The organism is Microbacterium sp. EF45047, assembly GCF_028472845.1.
Classification (GTDB): Bacteria; Actinomycetota; Actinomycetes; order Actinomycetales; family Microbacteriaceae; genus Microbacterium; species Microbacterium neungamense.
In genome coordinates, this window is record NZ_CP069429.1 from 781,140 (window position 1) to 804,200 (window position 23,061).

Annotated in this window: 15 protein-coding genes; 9 read left to right on the top strand and 6 right to left on the bottom strand. The window is 73.7% G+C overall.

Translation table 11 applies throughout. The features are described from left to right. Window positions 1–63: 63 nt before the first annotated feature. On the top strand, window positions 64–939 hold the full coding sequence (locus tag JRG78_RS03735) for a PHP domain-containing protein (RefSeq protein ID WP_272653625.1): 876 nt from the start codon (window positions 64–66) through the stop codon (window positions 937–939). 135 nt (window positions 940–1,074) lie between these two features. On the opposite strand, the gene JRG78_RS03740 is transcribed toward JRG78_RS03735, so the two are convergent. Beyond that, window positions 1,075–2,598, bottom strand: coding sequence for a DEAD/DEAH box helicase (locus JRG78_RS03740; RefSeq protein ID WP_272653626.1), 1,524 nt, complete (start codon window positions 2,596–2,598; stop codon window positions 1,075–1,077). A gap of 246 nt (window positions 2,599–2,844) precedes the next feature. Here JRG78_RS03740 and JRG78_RS03745 point away from each other — a divergent pair, with 246 nt between their 5' ends. After that, window positions 2,845–3,558, top strand: a complete 714-nt coding sequence (locus JRG78_RS03745; protein WP_259607692.1) for a ferritin-like domain-containing protein — start codon at window positions 2,845–2,847, stop codon at window positions 3,556–3,558. Between the two features lie 63 nt (window positions 3,559–3,621). Here JRG78_RS03745 and JRG78_RS03750 read toward each other — a convergent pair whose 3' ends face one another. Together JRG78_RS03750 and JRG78_RS03755 are read right to left on the bottom strand one after the other, a co-directional pair. Next, the gene (locus JRG78_RS03750) at window positions 3,622–3,909 is read right to left on the bottom strand and encodes a hypothetical protein (RefSeq protein ID WP_272653627.1); all 288 of its coding nucleotides are present in this window, start codon (window positions 3,907–3,909) and stop codon (window positions 3,622–3,624) included. A 1-nt stretch (window position 3,910) separates the two neighbouring features. Next, entirely contained in the window at window positions 3,911–4,135 is a 225-nt protein-coding gene (locus tag JRG78_RS03755; RefSeq protein ID WP_272653628.1) for a DUF3107 domain-containing protein, read from the bottom strand. 135 nt (window positions 4,136–4,270) lie between these two features. Here JRG78_RS03755 and JRG78_RS03760 point away from each other — a divergent pair, with 135 nt between their 5' ends. Both JRG78_RS03760 and JRG78_RS03765 read left to right on the top strand, forming a co-directional pair. Further along, entirely contained in the window at window positions 4,271–7,489 is a 3,219-nt protein-coding gene (locus JRG78_RS03760) for an ATP-dependent helicase (protein WP_272653629.1), read from the top strand. Next, window positions 7,486–11,259 carry an ATP-dependent DNA helicase gene (locus JRG78_RS03765; protein WP_272653630.1) on the top strand — a complete coding sequence of 1,258 codons (3,774 nt, stop codon included), beginning with the start codon at window positions 7,486–7,488 and terminating at the stop codon, window positions 11,257–11,259. The genes JRG78_RS03760 and JRG78_RS03765 overlap by 4 nt, the downstream gene beginning before the upstream one ends. Here the strand turns inward: JRG78_RS03765 and JRG78_RS03770 are convergent. Then, entirely contained in the window at window positions 11,166–12,599 is a 1,434-nt protein-coding gene (locus JRG78_RS03770) for a phosphotransferase (protein WP_272653631.1), read from the bottom strand. The two genes, JRG78_RS03765 and JRG78_RS03770, sit on opposite strands and share 94 nt — an antisense overlap. Before the next feature lie 91 nt (window positions 12,600–12,690). Here JRG78_RS03770 and nudC point away from each other — a divergent pair, with 91 nt between their 5' ends. Both nudC and JRG78_RS03780 read left to right on the top strand, forming a co-directional pair. Next, entirely contained in the window at window positions 12,691–13,656 is a 966-nt protein-coding gene (gene nudC, locus JRG78_RS03775) for an NAD(+) diphosphatase (RefSeq protein WP_272653632.1), read from the top strand. Further along, entirely contained in the window at window positions 13,653–15,374 is a 1,722-nt protein-coding gene (locus JRG78_RS03780; protein WP_272653633.1) for an ATP-dependent helicase, read from the top strand. The genes nudC and JRG78_RS03780 overlap by 4 nt, the downstream gene beginning before the upstream one ends. A gap of 922 nt (window positions 15,375–16,296) precedes the next feature. Here the strand turns inward: JRG78_RS03780 and JRG78_RS03785 are convergent. Then, window positions 16,297–17,841 carry a zinc-dependent metalloprotease gene (locus JRG78_RS03785; protein WP_272653634.1) on the bottom strand — a complete coding sequence of 515 codons (1,545 nt, stop codon included), beginning with the start codon at window positions 17,839–17,841 and terminating at the stop codon, window positions 16,297–16,299. Window positions 17,842–18,013: 172 nt separating this feature from the next. Here JRG78_RS03785 and JRG78_RS03790 point away from each other — a divergent pair, with 172 nt between their 5' ends. The 3 genes from JRG78_RS03790 (at window position 18,014) to JRG78_RS03800 (ending at window position 22,490) form a co-directional block, all read left to right on the top strand. Next, a complete protein-coding gene (locus tag JRG78_RS03790; RefSeq protein WP_272653635.1) occupies window positions 18,014–19,057 on the top strand; it encodes a YlbL family protein in 1,044 nt (347 codons plus the stop codon). Between the two features lie 117 nt (window positions 19,058–19,174). Beyond that, the gene (locus tag JRG78_RS03795; protein WP_272653636.1) at window positions 19,175–22,069 is read left to right on the top strand and encodes a UPF0182 family membrane protein; all 2,895 of its coding nucleotides are present in this window, start codon (window positions 19,175–19,177) and stop codon (window positions 22,067–22,069) included. 172 nt (window positions 22,070–22,241) lie between these two features. Further along, window positions 22,242–22,490: a DUF1918 domain-containing protein gene (locus JRG78_RS03800; RefSeq protein ID WP_272653637.1), complete on the top strand. Its 249-nt coding sequence runs from the start codon at window positions 22,242–22,244 to the stop codon at window positions 22,488–22,490. Here the strand turns inward: JRG78_RS03800 and JRG78_RS03805 are convergent. After that, the gene (locus tag JRG78_RS03805) at window positions 22,475–22,999 is read right to left on the bottom strand and encodes a DUF488 domain-containing protein (protein ID WP_272653638.1); all 525 of its coding nucleotides are present in this window, start codon (window positions 22,997–22,999) and stop codon (window positions 22,475–22,477) included. The two genes, JRG78_RS03800 and JRG78_RS03805, sit on opposite strands and share 16 nt — an antisense overlap. Between the last annotated feature and the right edge of the window lie 62 nt (window positions 23,000–23,061).

Here is a 23,061-nt window from a genome sequence, read left to right on the forward strand (position 1 = left end):
GTAGGGAAGCGGGCTGTGACCGCGCTGACCGCCGGGGTGCCTCCGGATCGGTACTCTCGAAGGATGACGACGGGGGAGCCACAGCGGTTCGCGGGTCCGAGCGACCTGCACCTGCACTCCAACCACTCCGACGGCACGGAGTCGCCCGGTCGGGTCGTCCGGCAGGCGCACGCGCACGGCATCCGCACCCTCGCGCTGACCGACCACGACCGCACCACCGGCTGGGCCGAGGCGGGCGCCGTCGCCGCCGAGCTCGGGATGACCTTCCTGCCGGGCATGGAGCTCTCCGCCAAGCACGAATGGCGCAGCGTGCACGTGCTGGGCTACCTCTTCGACCCCGAGGACGCCGACCTGCGCGCCGAGACCGAGCGGATCCGCGACGACCGGATCGGCCGGGCCGAGCGCATGGTGCGCAACATCTCGCGCGACTACGACCTGAGCTGGGAGGACGTCCTGGCGCACACGACGGGGGACGCCACCGTCGGGCGCCCGCACATCGCCGACGCGCTCGTCACCCGCGGCATCGTCCGCGACCGCACCGAGGCCTTCGACGGCATCCTGCATCCGCGCGAGGGCTACTACGAGCCGCACTACGCGCCCGACCCGCTCACCGCCGTGCGCCTGATCACGGATGCCGGCGGGGTGGCGATCATCGCGCATCCGGTCACCGCGGGACGGGACCGGATGCTGCCGCCGGAGGTCATCGAGCGGCTGATCGCCGCGGGCCTCGCGGGCTTCGAGATCGACCACCGCGAGAACACCGAGGACGGCAAGCGGATCCTGCGGCGCATCGCCGCCGACCACGACCTGATCGTCACCGGATCCAGCGACTACCACGGCACCGGCAAGCCGAACCGTCCCGGGGAGAACACCACCGCGGACGACATGGTGGCGCGCATCATCGAGCGCGCCACCGGCACGCCGCCGCAGTTCGGCTGAGCGCCGCCGCGGATCGGATGCCGCTGCCGGGCCGACTCAGGCGCCGGTGGCGGGTCCGAGATCGGATGCCGCTGCCGGCCTCCGGCTCAGGCGTCCTCCGGCTCAGGCGCCCTCCGGCTCAGGCGGCCGCCGGACTCAGGCGCCGGCGACCGGGGCCCCGCCGCCACGACGGCGGCGACGACGGCGCGCCGGAGCCGGCTTGCCGTCGTGGTGCTCCCGCCCGGCGCCGTCGTGCGTGCCGGCGCCCTCGGCGTCCCGGTCGGCCGCGGGCGCGGCATCCGATGCGGCAGCCGCGGCCGGCTTCTCGGCGCCCTCCGCGCCCTCCGCGAACGTCGAACCCACGCGGTCCGAGCCGCGGCGACGGCGGCGCCGGCGACGCGTGCCGCCCTCGGCGGTGCCCTCGGCGACGGCGTCCTCGGCCTTCTGCGGCTGACGCTGACGACGCTCGCCCGCGGGCTTCTCCGCCTTCGGCGCCGTGACGATCCGGCCCTTCGTGCCCTCGGGGATGTTCAGATCCGTGTACAGGTGCGGGCTGGACGAGTAGGTCTCGGTCGGCTCGGGCTGGCCGAACTCGAGCGCCCGGTTGATGAGGGCCCACTTGTGCAGGTCCTCCCAGTCCACGAACGTCACCGCGATGCCCGTCTTGCCGGCGCGGCCGGTGCGGCCGGCACGGTGCAGGTACGTCTTCTCCTCGTCCGGGATGGTGTGGTTGATCACGTGCGTGACGTCGTCCACGTCGATGCCGCGGGCGGCCACGTCGGTCGCGATCAGCACGTCCTTCTTGCCGGCCTTGAACGCGGCCATCGAGCGCTCGCGCTGATCCTGGCCCATGTCGCCGTGCACGGCGCCGACGTTGAACCCGCGGTCCGCGAGCTCGTCGTGCAGCTTCTGCGCGGCGCGCTTGGTGCGGGTGAAGATCACGGTCTTGCCGCGGCCCTCCGCCTGCAGGATGCGGGCGATGATCTCGTCCTTGTCCAGGGCGTGCGCGCGGTACACGATGTGCTTGATGTTCGCCTGCGTGAGGCCCTCGTCGGGGTCGTTCGCGCGGATGTGGATCGGGTTCGACATGAACCGGCGCGCGAGCGCCACGATGGGGCCGGGCATCGTGGCCGAGAACAGCTGCGTGTGCCGCTTCTCCGGCACCTTCTGGAAGATCTTCTCGATGTCGGCGAGGAAGCCGAGGTCGAGCATCTTGTCCGCCTCGTCCAGCACGACCTCGGTCGCGTTGGACAGGTCGAGCAGGCGCTGCCCGGCGAGGTCGATCAGACGTCCCGGCGTGCCGACGACGATCTGCGCGCCGGCCTTGAGCTGCTCGATCTGCCCCTCGTACGCCTTGCCGCCGTAGATCGCGACGACGCTCGTGGAGCGGTTGCTGGTGAGCAGGTCGATGTCCTCGTACACCTGCACGGCGAGCTCGCGGGTGGGCACCACGATGAGGGCCTTCACACCCGGCTCGGGGTCGAGGCCGAGACGCTGCACCACGGGGATGCCGAAGCCGAAGGTCTTGCCGGTGCCGGTCTTCGCCTGGCCGATGATGTCCTGGCCCGGCAGCCCGAGCGGGATGGTCTGCTCCTGGATGGGGAACGCGTCGACGATGCCCTTGGCGGCGAGTGCGTCGACGATGTCCTGGTCGATTCCGAGATCGGAGAAAGAGGTCACTGTTCGTCTTGCCTGTCCGGCGGCCGCGCGAATCCGGCGCCGCCTCGTAACGGATCCACGCCGTCTCTGTGTCACAGGCGCGGGGCCCTGCTCCGATGGCAGGGCGTGACCAGCCTACCCGAGGAGGCCGCATCCCCCGGAGCCCGAGGGGCGCGTCCCCGCAGCGGAGCGCCGCGTCCGCCGGCGCGGTGCGGCACGAGGAGCGGTACGGCACGAGGAGCGGCGCGGCACGAGTAATCTGGGCGGGTGGCCCGATGGTTCTGGAAGCGCGCACCGCAGCGACGCCCCCTCTCCCTGCGCAGCCGGGGTGAGACGAGCGGCGCCACCCGGGTCGATTTCGCCGAGCTCGCCCCCGAGCTGAACCGCTTCCTCGGGCAGGCCGCCTACCTGCAGCTCGGCTACTTCGAGACGCTCACCCGCCTGATCCGCGCCACCCCGGATCTCGCCGAGAAGGAGGCGCTGTCCCGCGCCGCCGGGGCCGCGCTGGACAAGCACCGCGAGATGGTCGAGCTGATCGCCGAGCGCGGGGACGACCCGACCCAGCTGATGCTCCCGTTCCGGGAGAACCTGGACGCGTTCCGCCGCAAGACGATCGGCGCGCGGCCGCGGGAGACGCTCCTCGCCGTCTACCTCACGGCGGGGATGCTGGACGACTTCTACCTCGCCCTCGCCTCGAGCTACGGCGAGACGGGGGAGCGGGTGGCCGCGATCCTGCGCGAGGACGACGCCCGGCACGAGATCGTCGCGATCATCCAGGAGACGATCGAGAGCGATCCGGAATGGCGCTCGCTGCTGTCGCTGTGGGGACGCCGCCTGGTGGGCGACACGCTGCTGGTGTGCCGGAGCGCGCTGCGCCCGGAGCGGCTCGCCCCCGCCGACGAGGAGCGCGTCGAGCCGGTGTACACCCAGCTGATGTCCGCGCACGCCCGTCGCATGGACGCGATGGGACTCGCCTCCTAGCATCCGGATGCCGCGAACGGGTCCGGATGCCGGGAACGCGTCGTGACGCCGGGAGCGCGGTGCTCAGATGCCGAGCGCGCGCTTCGCCTCGGCATCCGTGCGCCGGCGCTGCGCGGTGAGGGCGAGCGTGGCGACCAGCGCGAGCAGCAGCGCTCCGCCGAGGCTGCCGACCCACAGCCAGACGTCCGCCTCGGCGACGCCGGCCCACTGCATCGCCGTGTAGATCGCGCCCGCGGCGGCGGTGGCGACGGCCGGGGTGACCGCCACGCCGCGCAGCTCGCGGTGCGGGAGCGCGAAGTGCAGCGCGACCCCGAGCGCACAGGCCGCGATCAGTGCCAGCAGGATGTACATGTCAGGCGACGAACCCGACGCGGCGGGACTCCTCGGTGCCGATCTCGACGTACGCGAGGTTGGCGGTCGGCACCACGTAGGTGTTGCCCTTCACATCGGCGAGCGTCAGGTGCGTCGCGCCCTGCTCGAGGGCGGAGGTGATCTGCGAGCGCACGTCCTCGGTGCTGCTCGCGGTGTCGAAGCTCAGCTCACGGCCGGTGTTCACGATGCCGATGCGGATTTCCACGCGGTCTCCTCCAGGTCTGGGACACGGCAACTCTACCCCGCGGCGCAGACCCGGCGGCGGGGCGCGGGCGCGGTTTCGCCGTGGGCGCACAGCGCGCGCGAGCCGATGTCGGGCGCCGCCGCTAGCGTGGAGGACATGACCCAGGATGCCGCCCAGCGCGCCGTGATCGAGGCGCCCGCCTCGGCCTCCGGCGTGGTCATCGGCGCCCCGGGCACCGGCAAGACCCGCACGCTGATCGATCGGGTCGTGCACCTCCTCGCCGGCGGGATGCGGCCGGAGGAGCTGCTCGTGCTGACGCCCAGCCGCCCCGCCGCCACCGCGCTGCGCGACCGGATCGGGGTGCGCATCGCGCAGGCCACACCCGGCCCGCTGGCGCGCTCCCTCGGGTCGTTCGCGTTCCAGGTCGTCCGCGGCGCGATGGTGCACGCCGGGCAGGAGCCGCCCGCGCTGCTCACCGGCGCCGACCAGGACCGGATCATCGCCGACCTGCTCGAGGGGGACGCCGAGGACGGCGGCATCCGCTGGCCGGAGGCGCTCAGCCCCTCGGTCCGCGCCTCGAAGGGATTCCGCTCCGAGCTGCGGGCCTTCCTGGCGGAGTGCACCGAGCACGGCGTGCAGCCGGAGGAGCTGCGCGCGCACGGCGTCGAGGCGTGGGCGGCCGCCGCCGACTTCCTGGTGCAGTACCGGGGCGTGCTCGACGGCCTGCGCTTCGCGCACCGCGACACCGCCGACCTGCTCAGCGAGGCGTCCGCGATCCTGCGCCGGGCCGACCCGGCAGAGCTGGGACCGCTCGCGGCGCTGCGCGTCGTCCTCATCGACGACGCCCAGGAGCTCACCCGCGGCGGCATCGCCGTGGTCACCGCGCTGCGCTCCCGCGGCATCGCGGTGCACGCCTTCGGCGACCCGGACATCTCCTCCGGCGTCTTCCGCGGCGCGAGCCCGGAGCGGTTCGCCGAGCTCGCCGCGCTCCTGTCCGAGGTCCACGTGCTCGACCGGCCGCATCGGCAGCTGCCGGCGCTGACGGCGCTCGTGCGCACCGTGACCCAGGCGATCGGGACCGCCGGTCGTGTGGAGCACCGCCGGCCGCCGGTGACGCCGCCCGCCGAGGAGTCCGAGGCGGCCGTCACCGCCTTCCTGGCACCCTCCCCGTACCAGGAGCTGGACCGCATCGCCGGGGTGATGCGGGACTGGCATCTCAGCGACGGGATCCCCTGGGAGCGGATGGCGGTGATCGCCCACGACACCCGGCAGGTGGCGCAGCTCGAGACCGAGCTGGCCGCCCGCGAGATCCCGACGAAGGCCTCCGGCGTGCAGCGTCCGCTGGGCAGCGAGGGCATCGTAAGGGACATCGTCGGGATCGTGCGGCTCGCGCTGACGCCGGTCGAGGAGCGCACCGCGGAGGCGCTGGAGGAGGCGCTGCGCACGCCCTTCGGCGGCATGGACGCGATCGGCCTGCGCCGGCTGCGCGCACGGCTGCGGCACCTCGAACTGGAACAGGGCGGGGCGACCCCGGCCCGCGAGCTGCTGCGGCAGGCCATGGCGCAGCCGCTGCACTTCGCGCTGATCGACGCGCCCGAGGCGCGCACCGCGGCGCGGTTCGCGGAGACCCTCGCGGCGGTGGCCGCCGGCGCCGCCGACGGCGAGACGATCCACGATCTGCTCTGGCGGGTGTGGGACGCCGCGCGCACGGTGGATGGCCGGCGTCTGCACGTCGCCTGGCGCGAAGCCGCGCTGCAGCCCACCGGCGCCGAGACCGCGCGGGCCCTGGACGCCCTGGTCGCCCTGTTCGATGCGGCGAAGCGCTTCGTCGAGCGCGAACCGAACCAGCCGCCGAGCGCCTTCGTGCACGACATCCTCGACAGCGAGGTGCCCGAGGACACGCTCTCCACGCCCGACCGTCCCGGCCGCGTCGCGCTGATGACCCCCGCCAGCGCGCTGTCCACCGAGTTCGACGCCGTCGTCGTCGCCGGCGTGCAGGACGGCGTGTGGCCCAATCTCCGGCTGCGCGGGGGACTGCTGCAGACCTGGCGGCTCGCCGACGCCCTCACGGCGATGCGCAGCGGTGCGCCCGCCCCCGCGCCGAGCGTGCTCGACCGCCGCCGCGGGGTTCTCCACGACGAGCTGCGCCTGTTCGTGCGGGCGATCTCGCGCGCCCGGCGGCGGCTGCTCGTCACCGCCGTGGACGACGACGATCTCACGCCCAGCCCGTTCTTCGCCTTCCTGCCGGCCCCCGCGCCGGTGGACGCGCATCCGTCGGCCGAGCATCCGCTCACCCTGCGCGGGCTCGTCGGACGGCACCGGCGCACGCTCACCGAGTCCGCGTCGGAGGAGGCGCGCGCGGAGGCCGCGGCGCAGCTGGCCGTGCTCGCGCGGGAGGGCGTGCCCGGCGCCGACCCCGCCGAGTGGTACGGCGTCCTCCCGCCGTCGACGGATGCCCCGCTGCGGGATCTCACCGCGGAAGGGGCGCGGGTGTCGCCGTCGAAGATGGAGTCCTACGAGGAGTGCGGCCTGAACTGGGTGATCGCGGCGATGGGCGGGGACACCGTCATGCCGCCCTCCGCGGGGATCGGCACGATCATCCACGAGGCGATGGAGCGGGTGCCCGACGGCGACCTGGAGCGCATGCGGGAGGTGGTCGCCGAGCACTGGCCCGAGCTGGACTTCGAAACCGCGTGGATCGGCCGGAAGGAGCAGCGCCGCGCCGACCAGCTCGTCCAGCGTCTGCACGCGTACCTGACGACGGTCTCCCGCGACGGCGGCCGGGTGATCGGCAGCGAGTCCGAGTTCCGCTTCGCGGTGGCCCTCGACGAGGAGGACGGGGGGACGCCGCGCGTGCTGCCGGTGGAGGAGGCGGCGGATGCCCCGCACGCGATCGTCAGCGGATTCATCGACCGGGTCGAGGCGTACCCGGCCGGCGCGGGGGAGCACCCCGCCGCCCGGGCGCGCGGCTGGCAGCCGATGTCCGGACCGCGGGGCGGTGAGCGGACGGTGGTGGTGGATCTGAAGACCGGCAAGAACGACCCGGAATCGGATGCCCGCGTGCTCGAGCACGCCCAGCTCGCCGCGTACCAGATCGCGGTGCAGCAGGGGCTGGTCGAGGGCGCCGACCCGGCGACCCTCGGCGGGGCGCGCCTGGTCATCGTGTCGAAGACGCTCTCCGGCAGCGACTACCGGATCGCGCACCAGCACACCCTCGACGACGAGGCCCGGGCCGCGTTCCTGCGCCGGGTCGCGGAGGCGGCGCGGGGGATGGCGGCGAGCAGCTTCACCGCCCAGGTCGAGGCGCACTGCGCCGACATCCAGCGGCGGATCAACCCGTGCCGGATCCACACCGTCCCGGCGGTGAGCGCATGACCGCGCCCACCGGTGCCGCGATGACCGAGACGGAGGCGACCGGGACCGAGACGGAGGCGACGGGGACCGAGACGGAGACAGGGATGACCGAGGCGGCGGAGGCGCGCGCGGCTGGGGCCACCGCGCCGGGGGAGACGGCGTCGGCATCCGCTCCCGCCCGTTCGGCGACCGCGCAGGCTCCGGCCACCACCGCGGCCGGCTGGCCCGGCCCGCTCGATCTGTCCGCCACCGACATCGCCGCCGCCCTCGGCCAGCCGCCGCCGACAGCGGCGCAGCAGCGCGTGATCGAAGCCCCGCCGGGGCCGGCGCTCGTGGTCGCGGGCGCCGGCAGCGGCAAGACCGAGACGATGTCCGGCCGGGTGGTGTGGCTCGTCGCCAACGGGCACGTGCGCCGCGACGAGATCCTCGGGCTCACGTTCACCCGGAAGGCGGCCGGTGAGCTGGCCGAGCGCATCGCGGCCCGGCTGGCCGTGATCGACGAGTTCGGCCGGCGCGGCCTGCTGCCGCACCTGCCGACGATCGTCGCCTCCGGTGTGCTGGAGCGGATCGACGCCGCCGCGCCCGGACGGCAGCGCGAGATCGTCCGCGCCCAGGTGCTCGACGCCCTCGCAGACCGGTACGGCACCGGCTGGGACCCGGCGGCGCCGCGCGCCGCCGAGGAGCTGATGATCCGGCCCCGCGTGTCGACGTACAACGCCTTCGCCGACGGCATCGTGCGCGAGCACGCCGCGCGCATCGGCCGTGACCCGGACGTCGCCATGCTCAGTCAGGCCGCCTCCTGGATGCTGGCGCGCGAGGTCGTGATGCGCTCCGACCTGCCCGAGCTGGAGCAGATCGACTACGCGCTGGGTACCGTCATCGACGCCGTGCAGCGGCTGGCCGGTGATGCACTCGACCACCGCGCCGACCTCGCGCTCGCCGACCGGATCGCCCGCGAGCAGGCCGCGGCGTTCGACCCGTACCGCGGCAACGCCGACGTGGAGAAGGCGGTCACGAACCTGCTCAGCCTGCCGACGCTGACCCAGCTGGTGCGCGAGTACATCGCCGAGAAGCAGCGCCGCGGCGTGCTCGACTTCGCCGACCAGGTCGCGGGCGCCTACGACATCGTGGAGTCCGCGCCCGATGTGCGCGACGAGCTGCGCCAGCAGCATCGCGTGGTGCTGCTGGACGAGTACCAGGACACGTCGGTGATCCAGACCCGGTTCCTCGCCGCCCTGTTCCGCGACGCCCCGGTGATGGCGGTCGGGGACCCGCATCAGTCGATCTACGGCTGGCGGGGCGCCAGCGCCGACAACCTGTACGCGTTCGCCGGCGCGTTCTCCGGCGACGGGACGGCGCAGACGTACAGCCTGATGACGAGCTGGCGCAACGACCGCCGCATCCTCGACGTCGCCAACCGCGTGCTCGAACCGCTGCAGCGGCCGGGGCTGGACGTGCCGCCGCTGGACCCGCGTCCGGGCGCCGGCGACGGGACGGTGCAGGTGCAGTTCCCGCTCACCGTCGACGACGAGGCCGCCGAGGTCGCGGAGTGGTTCGCCGAGCGCCGCGCCGAGCACGACCGGTCCGGGGCCGCGCGTCCGCACACCGGCGCGATCCTGTTCCGCTCCAAGAAGCACATGCAGACCTTCGCCGAGGCGCTCGCCGCCCGCGGCATCCCGCACCGCATCCTCGGCCTCGGCGGCCTGCTCTCCACTCCCGAGGTCGTCGACGTCGTCTCCACGCTCCGGGTCCTGCACGATCCGACCGCCGGGTCCGCGCTGATCCGGCTGCTCACCGGTCCGCGGTTCGGGGTGGGCGTGGCCGACATGGCGGCCCTGTACGACCTCGGGCGCACCCTCGCCGAGCGCGACAGCGCGCTGATGCCCCTGCCGGAGGAGATCCGGATGCGGTTGCGCTCCTCCCGCGGGGCCGACGAGGCGGTCTCGATCGTGGACGCCGTGGACGTGGTCCGCGCGGTCCGCGACGACTATCGGCTGCTGGAGCGGATCAGCCCGGAGGGCAGGGCGCGGATCCGCGCCGCCGGCGAGATGCTGGAGCGGCTGCGGCGCGCAGCGTCCCAGCCGATCCCCGAGCTGATCCGGATGATCGAGCTGGAGCTGCGGCTGGACATCGAGCTCGCCGCGAACGAGACGCGGGGGCCCGCCCGGATCGCGGCGACCCAGCTCCGCGCGTTCGCGGACGAGGTGAAGGCCTTCCTCGCCGCCGACGAGCGCGGCACGATCGGCAGCCTCCTCGCCTGGCTGGACAAGGCGGAGAGCACGGATGAGCTGGTGCCCCGGCCGGAGCCGCCCGAGCCCGGGGTGGTGCAGCTGCTCACGATCCACGGATCCAAGGGCCTCGAGTGGGATGCCGTCGCGGTCGTGCGGCTGGTGGTCGACGAGCTCCCCACTCGTGTGTCCGACACCTCGGGGTGGTTCGGCTTCGGCGTGCTGCCGTTCGCGCTCCGCGGCGACCGCGACGCGCTGCCCCGATTCGAATGGGACCCGCAGGCCGCCATGGACGCCGCGGGCGACGATCCGGCGAAGCGGGAGAAGGCGGCGAAGGACGCGCTCTGCGCGGGCGTCACGAAGGCGTTCCCGTCGGGCGGCGCGCTGCGCCGGTTCAAGGATCAGTACCGCGCCTATCAGCAGCAGGAGGAGCGTCGGCTCGCGTACGTCGCCGTCACCCGCGCCCGCAGCGACCTGCTGCTGAGCGGCTCGCACTGGGCGGGGCAGAAGAGCCCGCGTCAGCCCAGCCCGTACCTCGTCGAGGCGCTCGACGTGCTCGGGCTCGACCCGATCGCGCCGGTGGACGCCGAGGAGAACCCGTACGACGGTCCTGGGCACACCCTCACCTGGCCGATGGACCCGCTCGGGGCACGGCGCGCCGTCGTGGAACGCGCCGCGGCGGAGGTGCGCGCGGCCATGGCGTCACCGCGGCCGCCGGCCCCCAGCCCCGAGCTCGAGCGGCTCCTCGCCGAGCGCGCGGCACGCCAGCGCGGTACGGATGCCGCGCCGCCGACGCGCGTGCCGGCATCGCGGTTCAAGGACTACGTCACTGACTTCCACGGCACGCTCTCGTCCATCGTCCGGCCGATGCCGGAGCGTCCGTACCGGCAGACGCGCCTGGGCACGCTGTTCCACGCCTGGGTGGAGCGGCGCTCCGAGCTCGTCGGCGTGGGCACCCGCCCCGACGAGGCGCTGTGGGAGCTGGACGAGGAGACGGATGCCGGCGCCGCGGCGGACACCGCCGACCTCGCCCGGCTGCAGGAGATCTTCGAACGCAGCGAATGGGGTCCGCTCCGTCCGATCGCCGTCGAACTCGAGATCGACTTCGCCCTCGACGCCCCTCCCTCGTCGAGCGGCCCTGCCGCCCCTCCCCGGTCGTTGAGCGAGCCCGCCGCAGGCGAGCGAGACGAAACGCCCATTCCCGCGGGCGATGGTTCCCGGTCGTTGAGCGAGCCCGCCGCAGGCGAGCGAGACGAAACGCCCCCCGGGCACATCATCATCTGCAAGCTCGACGCCGTCTACCGTCGCGAGGACCGCGGCGGACGGATCGAGATCGTCGACTGGAAGACCGGGAAGGCGCCCCGCACCGCGGCCGAGCGGGAGGAGCGGATGCTGCAGCTCGCGCTCTACCGGCTGGCGTACCACCGTCGCTTCGGCGTCCCGCTGGAGGACATCGACGTGGCGCTGTTCTATGTGTCCGACGACCTCGTCATCCGCGGCGACCGGGTCTGGTCGGAGGCGGAGCTGGTCCAGCGCTGGAGGGCGGCGCGCGCGGCCCGCTGAGCCTCGTCGTCCAGCCCTGCGGCATCCCCGGATTCCGCCGACCCGGCATCCGTCACCGCGCCATCCTTCACCGTGCCATCGGAGGACGCCGCCCCCGTCGCCCCACCGCCGGAGGAGCCGCGTACGCCCGTCACCTCGGTGAGGTCCTGCGTCGGCGCGCCCCACTCGGCATCCGCTCCCGAGCCGCCGTCCGCCGAGCCGCCATCCGCCCCCGGCCCAGCAGCAGCCCCGGCGCCGGCCGCGGCACCCACGGCGCCGGTGTCCGCGCTCGGGTCGTCGTCGCTCCAGAGCTCCTCAGGGCGGTACGCGTCGGTCTGCATCGAGGTGTCGACCGCCGCGGCCACGGTCTCGGGCACGCGACCGACCGCCTCCAGCGCCGAGTCCACGCCCGCGCCCTTCGCGGCGATCACGGCCAGGTCGTCGGCGCGCAGGCCCTCCGCGAGCGACTCGAGCAGGGCCGCCGCGTCGTCGACGATGTCCGGACGGTGCAGCGACTCCCCGTGGATGAGCCAGCGCGCGAACTCCAGCTCGGCGTGCAGACGCGCGCGCACCCGCAGCGCCTCGTCCACCGCTCGCGCCGAGGCGCGCAGGTACGCGGCGTGCACGTCCTCGGCGGCGTCCGGCGCGGCCGACAGCCAGGACAGGTCGACGGCGGGATCGCCGACCGACAGCCCCCGCCAGCCGAGCACCGCGGTCACCTGAGGCCCGTGCTCGGTGTCGTCCTGGAACAGGAACGATCCCGCCTGCGCCCCGCCGAGAGTCACCGTCGCCTCGAAGCGCCACAGCGCATCGTCCCCGGCCGCATCCCGCCACCGCGCGGTGAGACGGGCCGGCACCCGGCCGGTCGCGGCGGCGCGATCGACCAGCTGCTCGACCTCGCGGCGCACGTCGGCGGCGTCGCGCACGGTCAGTCCCGCGCCGCGCACCACGGATGCCGGGAGCGCGTGCACCGCCGCGGTCGCGGCGCCGATCGACGGCGCCGCACCCCGGCCGGCCGGCACGTGCGGGGCGTCGATCTGGAACCCGGGCAGCAGATCCGTGACGAGGGCGCGGGCCTCGCCGACGCGCGTCTCGCCGATGTACTCGGGCACCGCGAACGGCAGCATCTCCCGCACTCCCGAGGTGAGGGCCCGCAGCGCGATGGCCTCCTCGGCCAGCTCGCGCGCGGCCTCGTCGTCCTCCGCGACCCGGATCACCAGCTCACGACCGTCGGCGAGCGTCGCCACCGCGGAGTCGAAGCGCCCGTCCCCGCCCGCCGTGAGCGCACGGGCCCCGGTGACATCCGCCCCGGGCAGTGCGGCCGTGACCGCCGCCACTAGAGTGAAGGGAGAGCGTGCCATGCCCACAAGGGTAGATGTGCGGCTCGGCCGCGAGGCCCACGCCACGCCCGTTGCGGGCACACCGGCGAGAGCGAGCTGTGAGGGGACCCGCATGACCGATGCGCCGATGACGCTCGACCGCGCCGCCGAGCTGCGCGACGAGCCCGGCGTGCTCGAGCGCCTGCGCGGCGACGCCCGCTCCCGGACGATCGTCGTCCGGGAGGGGAGGCTGCGCGTGCACGACGACGCGCTGCTGCGCAGTCCGGCGGCGGAGATCGCCGACGCCGAGGCGGCGGAGTGGGCGCTGCTCGGACGCGACCTCGACGGCGCGCCGCTGCTGCTCGCCGCCGTCCCGCCGATCGAGGACAGCCTGGACGCCGCCCCCGAGGAGACGTGGCTCGGCGTGCGCGAGGTCGCGCCCCGGCTCGGCGCCCACGACCAGCAGCTGCTGGTGGAGGCGGTCGCCCTCGCCGGCTGGCTGCGGGACGCGCGGTTCTGCCCCCGCTGCGGCACCGCGGCCGAGCTGCGGCAGGCGGGCTGGTCCCGCCGCTGCCCCGGATGCGGCGCGGAGCACTTCCCCCGCACCGACCCCGCCGTCATCGTCGCCGTGGAGAGCCCGGACGGCGATCGCCTCCTGCTCGGCGCGAACGCCCGATGGGGCGGGCGGATGCACTCGTGCTTCGCCGGGTTCGCGGAGGCGGGGGAGTCGCTCGAGGCGACCATCCACCGCGAGCTGGCCGAGGAGGCCGGGGTCCGCATCGCCGGCATCCGCTACCTCTCCTCGCAGGCGTGGCCGTACCCGCGCTCCCTGATGATCGGCTTCCGGGCGGTCGCCGCCGACGAGGACGTGCGGGCCGACGGCGAGGAGATCCTCGAGGTGCGCTGGCTCAGCCGCGCCGAGATCGGGTCCGCGCTCGCCGGAGAGGGCCCGGTCGGGCTGCCCGGCGAGGCGTCGATCGCCCGCGCCCTCATCCAGGACTGGTACGAGGAACGCGGCAGCGCGGCGAGCGAGCACAGCCGGACCGAGAGCGGTGCAACGGACGCGTCGGCACCGAGCGAGCGGAGCGCGTCGTCGTGAGCGCCCTGGACGCCCTCGACGAACGGCAGCGCGAGGCCGCCTCCGTGCTGCGCGGCCCGGTCGCCGTGCTCGCCGGTGCCGGCACCGGCAAGACGCGGGTGATCACGCACCGCATCGCCCACGGCGTCGACACCGGCGCCTACTCGCCCTCGCGCGTGATGGCGGTGACGTTCACCGCCAAGGCCGCCGGCGAGCTGCGCGGCCGGCTGCGTGCGCTCGGCGTCGAAGGCGTCGCGGCGCGGACGTTCCACTCCGCGGCACTGGCGCAGCTGAACTTCTTCTGGCCCACGATCGCCGGCGACACCGCCCCCGCGATCGTCGACAACAAGGTGCGCCTGCTCGGCCAGGCCGCGGACGGGCTGCGGCTGCGCCTGAGCACCGCGACCCTGCGCGACGTGGCGGCCGAGATCGAATGGCGCAAGGTGTCGATGCTCTCCATCGACCGGTACGCCGAGCAGAACCGCCCGATCAGCGGCATCCGCCTGGAGCAGCTCGTCGACCTGCAGCGCGCCTACGAGGCGCTCAAGGACGAGCGCCGTCAGCTCGACTTCGAAGACGTGCTGCTCGCCTGCGCCGGCATGCTCGAGGCGGAGCCGCGGGTCGCCCGCGCCGTGCACGAGCAGTACCGGCACTTCACGGTGGACGAGTACCAGGACGTGTCGCCGCTGCAGAACCGGCTGCTCGAGCTGTGGCTCGGCGACCGCCGCGACCTCTGCGTCGTGGGCGACGCCAGCCAGACCATCTACTCCTTCGCCGGCGCGCAGCAGCGCTTCCTGCTCGAGTTCGAGCGGCGCTACCCGGATGCCACGGTGGTGCGCCTGGAGACGAACTACCGCTCCCGCGCGCCGATCCTCGCCGCGGCGAACGCGCTGATGCGCGGCCGCCCGGGCGCTCTCGATCTGGTGCCGGCGCGGGACGACTTCTCGGCCGAGCCGCCGACGCTGACCGTGTTCGACACGGAGACGGAGGAGGCGGAGGGCGTGGCCGCGGCCATCGCCGCGCGCATCGCCGGCGGCACGTCCCCCTCCGACATCGCGGTGCTGTACCGGGCGCACGCCCAGTCGGCGGTGCTGCAGCAGGCCCTCGCCGCCCAGGGCGTGGCGACGACGGTGCTCGGCGGCACCCGGTTCTTCGACATGCCCGAGGTGCGCCAGGCGGTGCTGGCCCTGCGCGGCGCCGCGGTCGCCCCCACCGATCTCGGCTTCCTGCCGGCGGTGCGCGACGTGCTGCGCGGCCTCGGGCTCACCGACGAGCCGCCCGCGGCGGGCGGGGCGCAGCGCGACGGCTGGGAGGCGCGCCGTGCGATCCTGCGGCTCGCGGAGGAGGCGCCGGAGGGCACCACGCTGCGCTCCTTCGCGGATGCGCTGATGGCGCGCGCGAAGGACCAGCACGAGCCGACCCTGCGCACCGTGACGCTGTCGACGCTGCACGCGGCCAAGGGCCTGGAATGGCCGCACGTGCACGTGGTCGGCTGGGCGGAGGGCGCGCTGCCGATCTCCTACGCCACGAGCTTCGAGCAGATCGACGAGGAGCGCCGCCTGGCGTACGTGGGCATCACGCGGGCCGCGCGTACGCTGTCGCTGTCGTGGGCGCGATCCGCCGGCAGAGGGGAGCGGGCGCCGTCGCGCTTCCTCGCGGAGATCGGGACCACCGGCCGCGGCACGGGCATTCTTCGTGAGGTGCCACCGCGCGCCATGTCCGGCGTCCGCCGGGGCTGACCCGCACCATCCGCGACCGCACGTCGGCGCCGGGACGGATGCCGTCCGCCGGCGGCGCCTCCGCACCGAGAGCCGTCTCCACGCCGACCGCCGTCTCCGCGCCCAGGGGCGTCTCCGCGCCGACCGCCGTCTCCGCGCCGAGCGCCGTCTCGTCGCGCAGCAGCTCCGCCGCGAGGACGGCGGCCTCGGCGACCCGGGCCGCCGGGATCGGGCCGGGGCGCCGGGCGACCAGCTGCGCGTGCAGCAGCGGCCAGGCCGGGTCGCGGTCCCGCTCCCATGCGTCGCGGCAGGCGAGGCACGCCGTGGTGCCGGGCAGGACGAGCGGGCCGACGGTGAGCGCGTCGGCCTCGAACGCCACGGGCAGGTGCGCGAGGTCCTCGCGCAGGTACGGCGCCAGCTGCTGCGCGGCTGCCGCGCCCTCCACCACCACGACCGCCACCGCGTCGGCGTCGCCGCGGGCCCCGATCGGCACGCCCTCGTCCTGCAGGGCCTCGCGCAGCCGGTGCGGCACGCGCCGGTCGAGGATGTCGAGGTCCTCGATCCACACCGCGGGCGGCCGCGGCCGGTCCGTCACGAGCACCGGGGCGAGGTCATCGAGCAGCCGGCGCGCCGCCTCCCGGGGCGCGCCCACGCCGTGCGCGACGACGTCGAAGGACGAGGGGCGGATGCCGGCGCGCAGGCGCGCGAGCAGCGGCTCGACCCAGGCGTCCTCCACGCGCACCCGGGCGACGTCCTCGAGGCCGAACTGGACGGTGGTCTCGTCGCGCCACAGCAGCGGGTACCGCGGATCGAGGCGCATCATGGTGCGCGGAGTGAGCGGGCTCATGACCCGATTGTGCGCGCCCGGCTCCGCGCGCGGGGCGCGAGCGGGCGATCGGTGGACAGATGCCGGACGGATGCCGCCTGTGGAGGACGATCCGGGTCAGACCGGCTGATCGCCCTCCGGCCGGCGACGGTCCTCGCCGTCCGGTGCACCGTCGGGGCCGTCCTCGGGCGAGGCGCCGAGTTCGCGATCGGTCGCGGGGGAGCCGTCCGCAGTCGGCTCGGCACCGCTCACGGGGTCGCTGTCTCCCGCCGGCCCGCCGTCTCCCGCCGGCTTGCCATCTTCCGCGCGCCCGCCGGCACCGACGCCCCCGGCATCGCCGCCGTCGGCGTCGAAGCCGTCGCCCTCCAGCAGTCGCGCCAGCGCCTCGTCGAACTCGTCGGCCGCCGGGGCCTCCCCGCGGGCCGTCGCCTGGAGCCGCGCGATCAGCGCGGTCGGGTCGTCGATGTCGGAGGCCTCCGGCATCAGGTCGGGGTAGTCCCACAGGGCGTCGCGGGCGGCGACGCCCACGGCATCCGTCACCTTGCGCCACATCGCCGACGCCTCCCGCAGCCGGCGCGGACGCAGCTTCAGACCCACCAGGGCCCCCAGCGCGTCCTCCGCCGGACCGCCGACGGCGCGACGGCGCCGCGCGGCCTCCGCCAGCCGCGCTCCGTCGGGGAGCCGCGACGTCGCCTCGGTGGTGACCACGTCCACCCAGCCGTCGATCATCGCGACGAGGTTCTCCAGCCGGGTGAGCGCCTCGCGCTGCGCCTCGGTCTGCGCGGGCAGCAGCGCCCCGCCCTCGATCGCCGCCCGCAGCTCCTCGGGGTCGGACGGGTCGAGCCGGCTGGCGACGTCCTCGAGCGCCTGCACGTCGACGGTGACCCCGCGCGCGAACTCGGTGATCTGCGTCATCACATGCAGGTGCAGCCACTTCGCGTGCCGGTACAGGCGGGCGTAGGCGAGCTCGCGGACGGCCAGGTAGAGCGCGATCTGGTCCTCGGGGATCTCCAGGCCCTCGCCGAACGCGGCGATGTTCTGCGGCACGACGGCGGCCGTGCCGGCCGGCAGCACGGGGATGCCGACGTCGCCGCCGGAGACCACCTCGCGGGACAGGTTGCCGAGCACCTGCCCGAACTGCGCCGCGAACAGCGACCCGCCCAGCGTCCGCATGAGCTGGCCGGCGCCCTGGACGAGGCCGCGCATCTCCTCGGGGACCTGCGTGTCCAGCGCGGAGGTGAGGGCGTCGGCGATGCTCGTCGACACCGGCCCGGCGATCTCCTTCCACACCGGCAGGGTCTGCGTCACCCACTCGCCGCGGGTCATCGCCCGCGGAGCGGAGGCGAGCTCGGAGATCGTGGTCGCCTCGCTCAGCCACAGGTTCGCCAGCCCGAAGGCATCCGCGATCGAGGAGCGGGCGCCGTCGGTGATGCCCAGCCCGTCGCGGTTCGCGATGTGCAGCGCCTGCCGCTCCGCGTTCTGCCACGGGTCGCCCTGGAACGCCGCCTGCATCTGCGACATGAAGCCGGCCATCATGGCGGGGTCCAGCGGCGTGCCGCCCATGCCGGAGAGCGCCTCGCGCATCGCCTCGGGATCGAAGTCGCCCCCGGCCATCATGCGGCGGAGGAACTCCTCGAAGTCCGACGGGTCCTGGTCTGCCATCTCGTTCGCCCTCTCAGCACGCGCGTAGCCTGTGCGATCTACGCTAGTCACAGCTCGCCGCGCCCGTACCTGAGGGGCGCGGATCCCTGTACGCCGCTCGCGAACGTCCCGGAGGTCGACCTTGTCCCAGCGCCGTGGTCCGCGCGTCGGCGTGGGGGTGTGGAGCCTGTGCGTGGCGCTCGCGGCCCTCGTCGGTCTCACCTTCGTGCCCACCCAGTACGTGATCCAGCGGCCCGGCCCGGTCTACGACACCCTCGGCTCGGCGAAGAGCGCCGACGGCACGGAGGTGCCGCTGATCGAGATCGAGGGCGCCGAGACCTACCCCGCCGAGGGAGCGCTCGACCTCACCACGGTGCAGGTGGTCGGCAACCGCCAGCGCACACCCAGCTGGTTCGAGCTGGCGATGGCGTGGACCGACCCGACCCGCGCCGTGGTGCCGATCGAGACCGTGTTCCCCGAGGGCGTGAGCACCGAGGAGCGCGACGAGCGCAACGCCGTGCTCATGGTCGACTCGCAGCACGAGGCCACCGCGGCGGCCCTCACGGAGCTCGGCTACGACGTCGGCGCGCGCGTCGAGGTCGTCGAGGTGCTGGAGGATGCCGCGGCGCAGGGCGTGCTGGCCGCCGGGGACGTCATCCTCGCGGCGAACGGCACACCGGTCGAGTCCGCCACCGGCCTGCGCGACGCCATCCAGCAGGGCGAGGGCGACCCCGTCGAGCTGCGCGTGGCGGACGCGCGGGGGGAGGAGCGGACGGTCACGGTGACCCCGAAGCGGGAGAAGGATGCCGCCGGCGAGACCGTGTGGCTGATCGGGGTCTCGCTGACCACGGACTACTCGTTCCCGATCGACGTGACCATCCAGCTCGACAACGTCGGCGGCCCGAGCGCCGGGATGATGTTCGCGCTCGGCATCGTGGATCTGCTGACCCCGGGGGAGCTCACCGGCGGGGAGCGGATCGCCGGCACCGGCACGATCGACGCCGAGGGGACGGTGGGCCCGATCGGCGGCATCCGGCAGAAGCTGTACGGCGCGCGGGATGCCGGTGCGGAGTACTTCCTCGCCCCGGCGGACAACTGCGACGAGGTGGCCGGGCACGTGCCGGACGGCCTGCAGGTGTTCCGCACCGCCACGCTCGACGAGTCGCTGGAGATCCTCGAGGTCATCGCGGAGGGCGGCGACACCGCAGACCTCCCCACCTGCGCCTCCGTGCCCTGATCGCCCGTCCGGACGCTGAGCCCGTCGAAGCGTCCGCCCGGCATCCGCCCCAGGCATCCCCCGCACCCGCCCCCGACTCCGGGCCGGACCATAGCCTGGCCTGCCTAGGATGGACGGGTGACCACGACCTCAGCGCCGAACCCGGCCACGCCCCGTGCCTCCCGCCGCATCCTCGCGATCTCGGTGGGCATCATCGCCGCGCTCATCGCGGCATTCTTCGTCTTCGCCTCGCTGTACACCGAGTTCCTCTGGTTCGACCAGCTGACCTTCGCGTCCGTGCTGACCACCCAGTGGATCGCGACGGCGACGATGTTCGCGATCGGGTTCCTGGGCATGGCGGCGCCGATCTTCGTGTGCATCCAGCTCGCCTACCGGCTGCGCCCGGTGTACGTGCGGCTGAGCTCTCAGCTGGACCGCTACCAGGAGGTGGTGGAGCCGCTGCGGCGCCTCGCGATGTGGGGCATGCCGATCTTCTTCGGCGTCTTCGCCGGCTTCGCCGCCGCGGGCAACTGGCAGACCGCGTGGCTGTGGGCGAACGGCGTCACCACCGACACCCTCGACCCGCAGTTCGGCGTGGACACCGGCTTCTACCTGTTCGCGATGCCGTTCTACTCCGCGCTGCTCGCGTACGTCAGCGCGGTGCTGCTGCTGTGCCTGGTGATCACCGCACTGGTGTCGTACCTGTACGGCTCGGTGCGGATCGGGCAGCGCGAGCTGCGCATCTCCAAGCCCGCCCGCATCCAGCTGGCCGTCCTCGCCGGCCTCTACCTGCTGGTGCAGGCGGCGAGCCTGTGGCTGGACCGCTACCTGACCCTGGTCTCCCCGGAGGACCGGATCACCGGTGCCGCGTACACCGGCGCGAACGCCACCATCCCGGGTCTGGCGATCCTGTCGATCCTCGCCGCCGTCGTCGCGGTGCTGTTCTTCGTCACCGCGGTGATCGGCCGCTGGCGCTTCCCGCTCGCGGCCACCGCGCTGCTCATCGTCGCCTCCCTGGTGATCGGCGTCGGCTACCCCTGGGTCGTGAAGACCTTCCAAGTGGAGCCGAACAAGAACGCCTACCAGGCCGAGTACTACGACCGGAACATCCAGAGCACCAAGGAGGCGTTCGGCGTCGCCGACATGACCGTGACCCCGTTCACGGCCGAGACCGACACCGAGGCCGGCCAGCTGCGCGAGGACGCCGCCACCACGGCATCCGTCCGCATCATGGACCCGGGCGTCATCGGCCCGACCGTGCGGCAGCTCGAGCAGTACCGCTCCTACTACCAGTTCAACCAGCCGCTGGACGTGGACCGCTACGAGATCGACGGGCAGATGCAGGACACCGTGGTCGCCGTGCGCGACCTCGACATGACCAAGCTCGGCGGCGGCGACAGCTGGAACAACCGCGTCGCGGTGTACACGCACGGCTACGGCCTGGTCGCGATGGCCGGCAACCAGCGCACCAGCGACGGCGAGCCGGTGTTCCTCGAGCGGGGCATCCCGTCCTCCGGCTTCCTCACCGAGAGCGAGAAGTTCGAGCCGCGGGTGTACTTCGGCGAGTCGTCCCCGGAGTACTCGATCGTCGGCGCCCCGGAGGGGCGGGAGCCGGTCGAGATCGACTACCCGCGCGGCGAGCAGGGCGCGAACGACACCAAGACGACCTTCAAGGGCGACGGTGGTCCGCGCATCGGCAACACGTTCACGAAGCTGCTGTATGCGCTGAAGTTCCAGTCCGAGCAGATCCTGTTCTCGAACCTGGTGAACTCCGAGTCGCAGATCCTCTACGACCGCGACCCGAAGACCCGCGTGCAGAAGGTCGCCCCGTACCTGACGCTGGACAGCGACCCGTACCCGAGCGTCGTGGACGGCCGGATCGTCTGGATCGTGGACGGCTTCACGACCAGCTCGACCTACCCGTATTCGACGAGCGTCAGCCTCGCCGATGCCATCGCGGACTCCACGATGCCCGCCCCCACCCTCGCGCGGGACGACATCAACTACATCCGCAACTCGGTGAAGGCCACCGTCGACGCGTACGACGGCTCCGTCACCCTGTACGCGTGGGACGAGGAGGACCCGCTGCTGCAGGCGTGGCAGAAGATCTTCCCGAACACGGTGAAGCCGATCAGCGAGATGTCGGGCGAGCTGATGAGCCACGTCCGATACCCGACCGACCTGTTCAAGGTGCAGCGGGACATCCTCGGCATCTACCACATCGACGACGCCGGCGCCTTCGCGCAGGAGGTGAACCGCTGGCAGACGCCGAACGACCCGCGCGACAAGAACCAGCTGCAGCCGCCGTACTACCTGACCATGAAGATGCCGGATCAGGAGGAGCCGCGCTTCTCGATGTTCTCCAGCTTCATCCCGGCCTCGCAGGGCAACGAGAGCCGGGAGGTGCTGATGGGCTACCTCGCGGTCGACTCGGATGCCGGATCCGAGCCCGGCAAGAAGGCGGAGAGCTACGGCAAGCTGCGACTGCTGGAGATCGACACCGCCACCACGGTGCCGGGTCCCGGTCAGGTGCAGAACACCTTCGACTCGAACACCGCGATCGCCGACCAGCTGAACGTGCTCACCCTCGGCAAGTCAGAGGTGCGCTACGGCAACCTGCTCACCCTGCCGGTCGGCGGCGGCCTGCTGTACGTGCAGCCGGTGTACGTGCAGTCGTCCGAGGGCACGCAGCTGCCCAACCTCCGCAAGATCCTGGTCGCCTTCGGCGACGAGGTCGCCTTCGAGGACACGCTGAGCCAGGCGCTGGACGCGCTGTTCGGCGGGGACGCGGGCGCGGCCGGCGGCGACGAGGAGATCGAGCCGACCGATCCCGGCACGGGCGGCGAGGAGCCGCCGCCCACCGAGCCGTCGGAGGTCCGGCAGGAGACGCTGCAGGCGGCGCGCGACGCGCTCGCGGCCCGCGACGCCGCGCTCCGCGCCGGCGACCTGGAGACGTTCGCCGCGGAGGACAAGAAGCTCACCGAGGCCGTGCGCAAGCTCCTCGAGCTCGAGGAGGCCACGGCGGGGGAGTGACCGTCCTGACACCTCGTCGCCGCCGGATGCCGCCGCACGTGCATCCGGCGGCGACGTCGTCTCGGTCGACGGCGTGCGGGGCGGCGGCGTGTGGGCCCCTGGAATTCGGCCACGCGCTCGCGGAGAATGGGAATCGGTGATCGTATCGATTCCGTCGAAAGAGGTGGCTGACATGCAGATCACAGCTGGCTCCCGCGTGGTCATCCATGGGGCGCGGGTGGGACGAACCGACCGGCACGGCGAGGTGCTCGAGGCGCGCGGGGAGGACGGCGGTCCGCCGTACCTGATCCGCTTCGACGACGGGCACGAATCGCTGGTGTTCCCCGGTCCGGACTGCGAGCTCGAGCACGCCGGCGGCGACGCGACCGCGACGAGCGGCGACGCGGCGGCCGCGGGTTCCTCGGGTCAGACGGCCGGATAGGTCACGACGCCGCCGGCTCCGACCGCTGCGCCGGGCGTGAGCCGTGCGGCGTCGAGCCTGCCGCCCGGCATGATGTGCACGACCTCCTCGCCGGCGCCGAGCAGGTGGTCGGCCACGATCCGACGGTGGCAGCGCCACCACACCGCCTCCGCGCACATGACCGCCGGGCTCTCGTCCCGCAGCGCGCGCAGGGCCTTAAGGCCGGCGCGGAAGGCGTCCGACAGCGCGTGATCGGCGTAGTTGTGGAAGCTGCGGTTGCGCCACAGCCCGTTCACCTCCGACGGGACGCCGGGGGCGCGCGAGCGCAGGCCGCCGAGCTCCGGGATGCGCAGGAAGCGGATGCCGGATGCCGGCAGCGCCTCGGCGAGGACGTCCTCATCGAACTGCGGGTTGCGGCGCGAGCCGGGCATCTTCCGCACGTCGCAGACCGCGGAGACCCCGGCATCCGTCAGCAGCCGCACGAACTCGTCGAGCGGATGATCCGAGTGGCCGATCGTGAAGAAGGGCATCCGTCGCTCCTCTCCCTCGATCGGCGATGCCGGGGATGCGAAGAAGGCCCGATCCTGACGGA

What these genes read in the sequence shown, in the direction of transcription:
- JRG78_RS03760 (WP_272653629.1), top strand. Translation starts at nt 4,271, where the DNA reads ATGACCCAGGATGCCGCCCAGCGCGCCGTGATCGAGGCGCCCGCCTCG.
- JRG78_RS03785 (WP_272653634.1), bottom strand. Translation starts at nt 17,841, where the DNA reads ATGGCAGACCAGGACCCGTCGGACTTCGAGGAGTTCCTCCGCCGCATG.
- JRG78_RS03805 (WP_272653638.1), bottom strand. Translation starts at nt 22,999, where the DNA reads ATGCCCTTCTTCACGATCGGCCACTCGGATCATCCGCTCGACGAGTTC.
- JRG78_RS03800 (WP_272653637.1), top strand. Translation starts at nt 22,242, where the DNA reads ATGCAGATCACAGCTGGCTCCCGCGTGGTCATCCATGGGGCGCGGGTG.
- JRG78_RS03765 (WP_272653630.1), top strand. Translation starts at nt 7,486, where the DNA reads ATGACCGCGCCCACCGGTGCCGCGATGACCGAGACGGAGGCGACCGGG.
- JRG78_RS03770 (WP_272653631.1), bottom strand. Translation starts at nt 12,599, where the DNA reads ATGGCACGCTCTCCCTTCACTCTAGTGGCGGCGGTCACGGCCGCACTG.
- nudC (WP_272653632.1), top strand. Translation starts at nt 12,691, where the DNA reads ATGACCGATGCGCCGATGACGCTCGACCGCGCCGCCGAGCTGCGCGAC.
- JRG78_RS03750 (WP_272653627.1), bottom strand. Translation starts at nt 3,909, where the DNA reads ATGTACATCCTGCTGGCACTGATCGCGGCCTGTGCGCTCGGGGTCGCG.
- JRG78_RS03735 (WP_272653625.1), top strand. Translation starts at nt 64, where the DNA reads ATGACGACGGGGGAGCCACAGCGGTTCGCGGGTCCGAGCGACCTGCAC.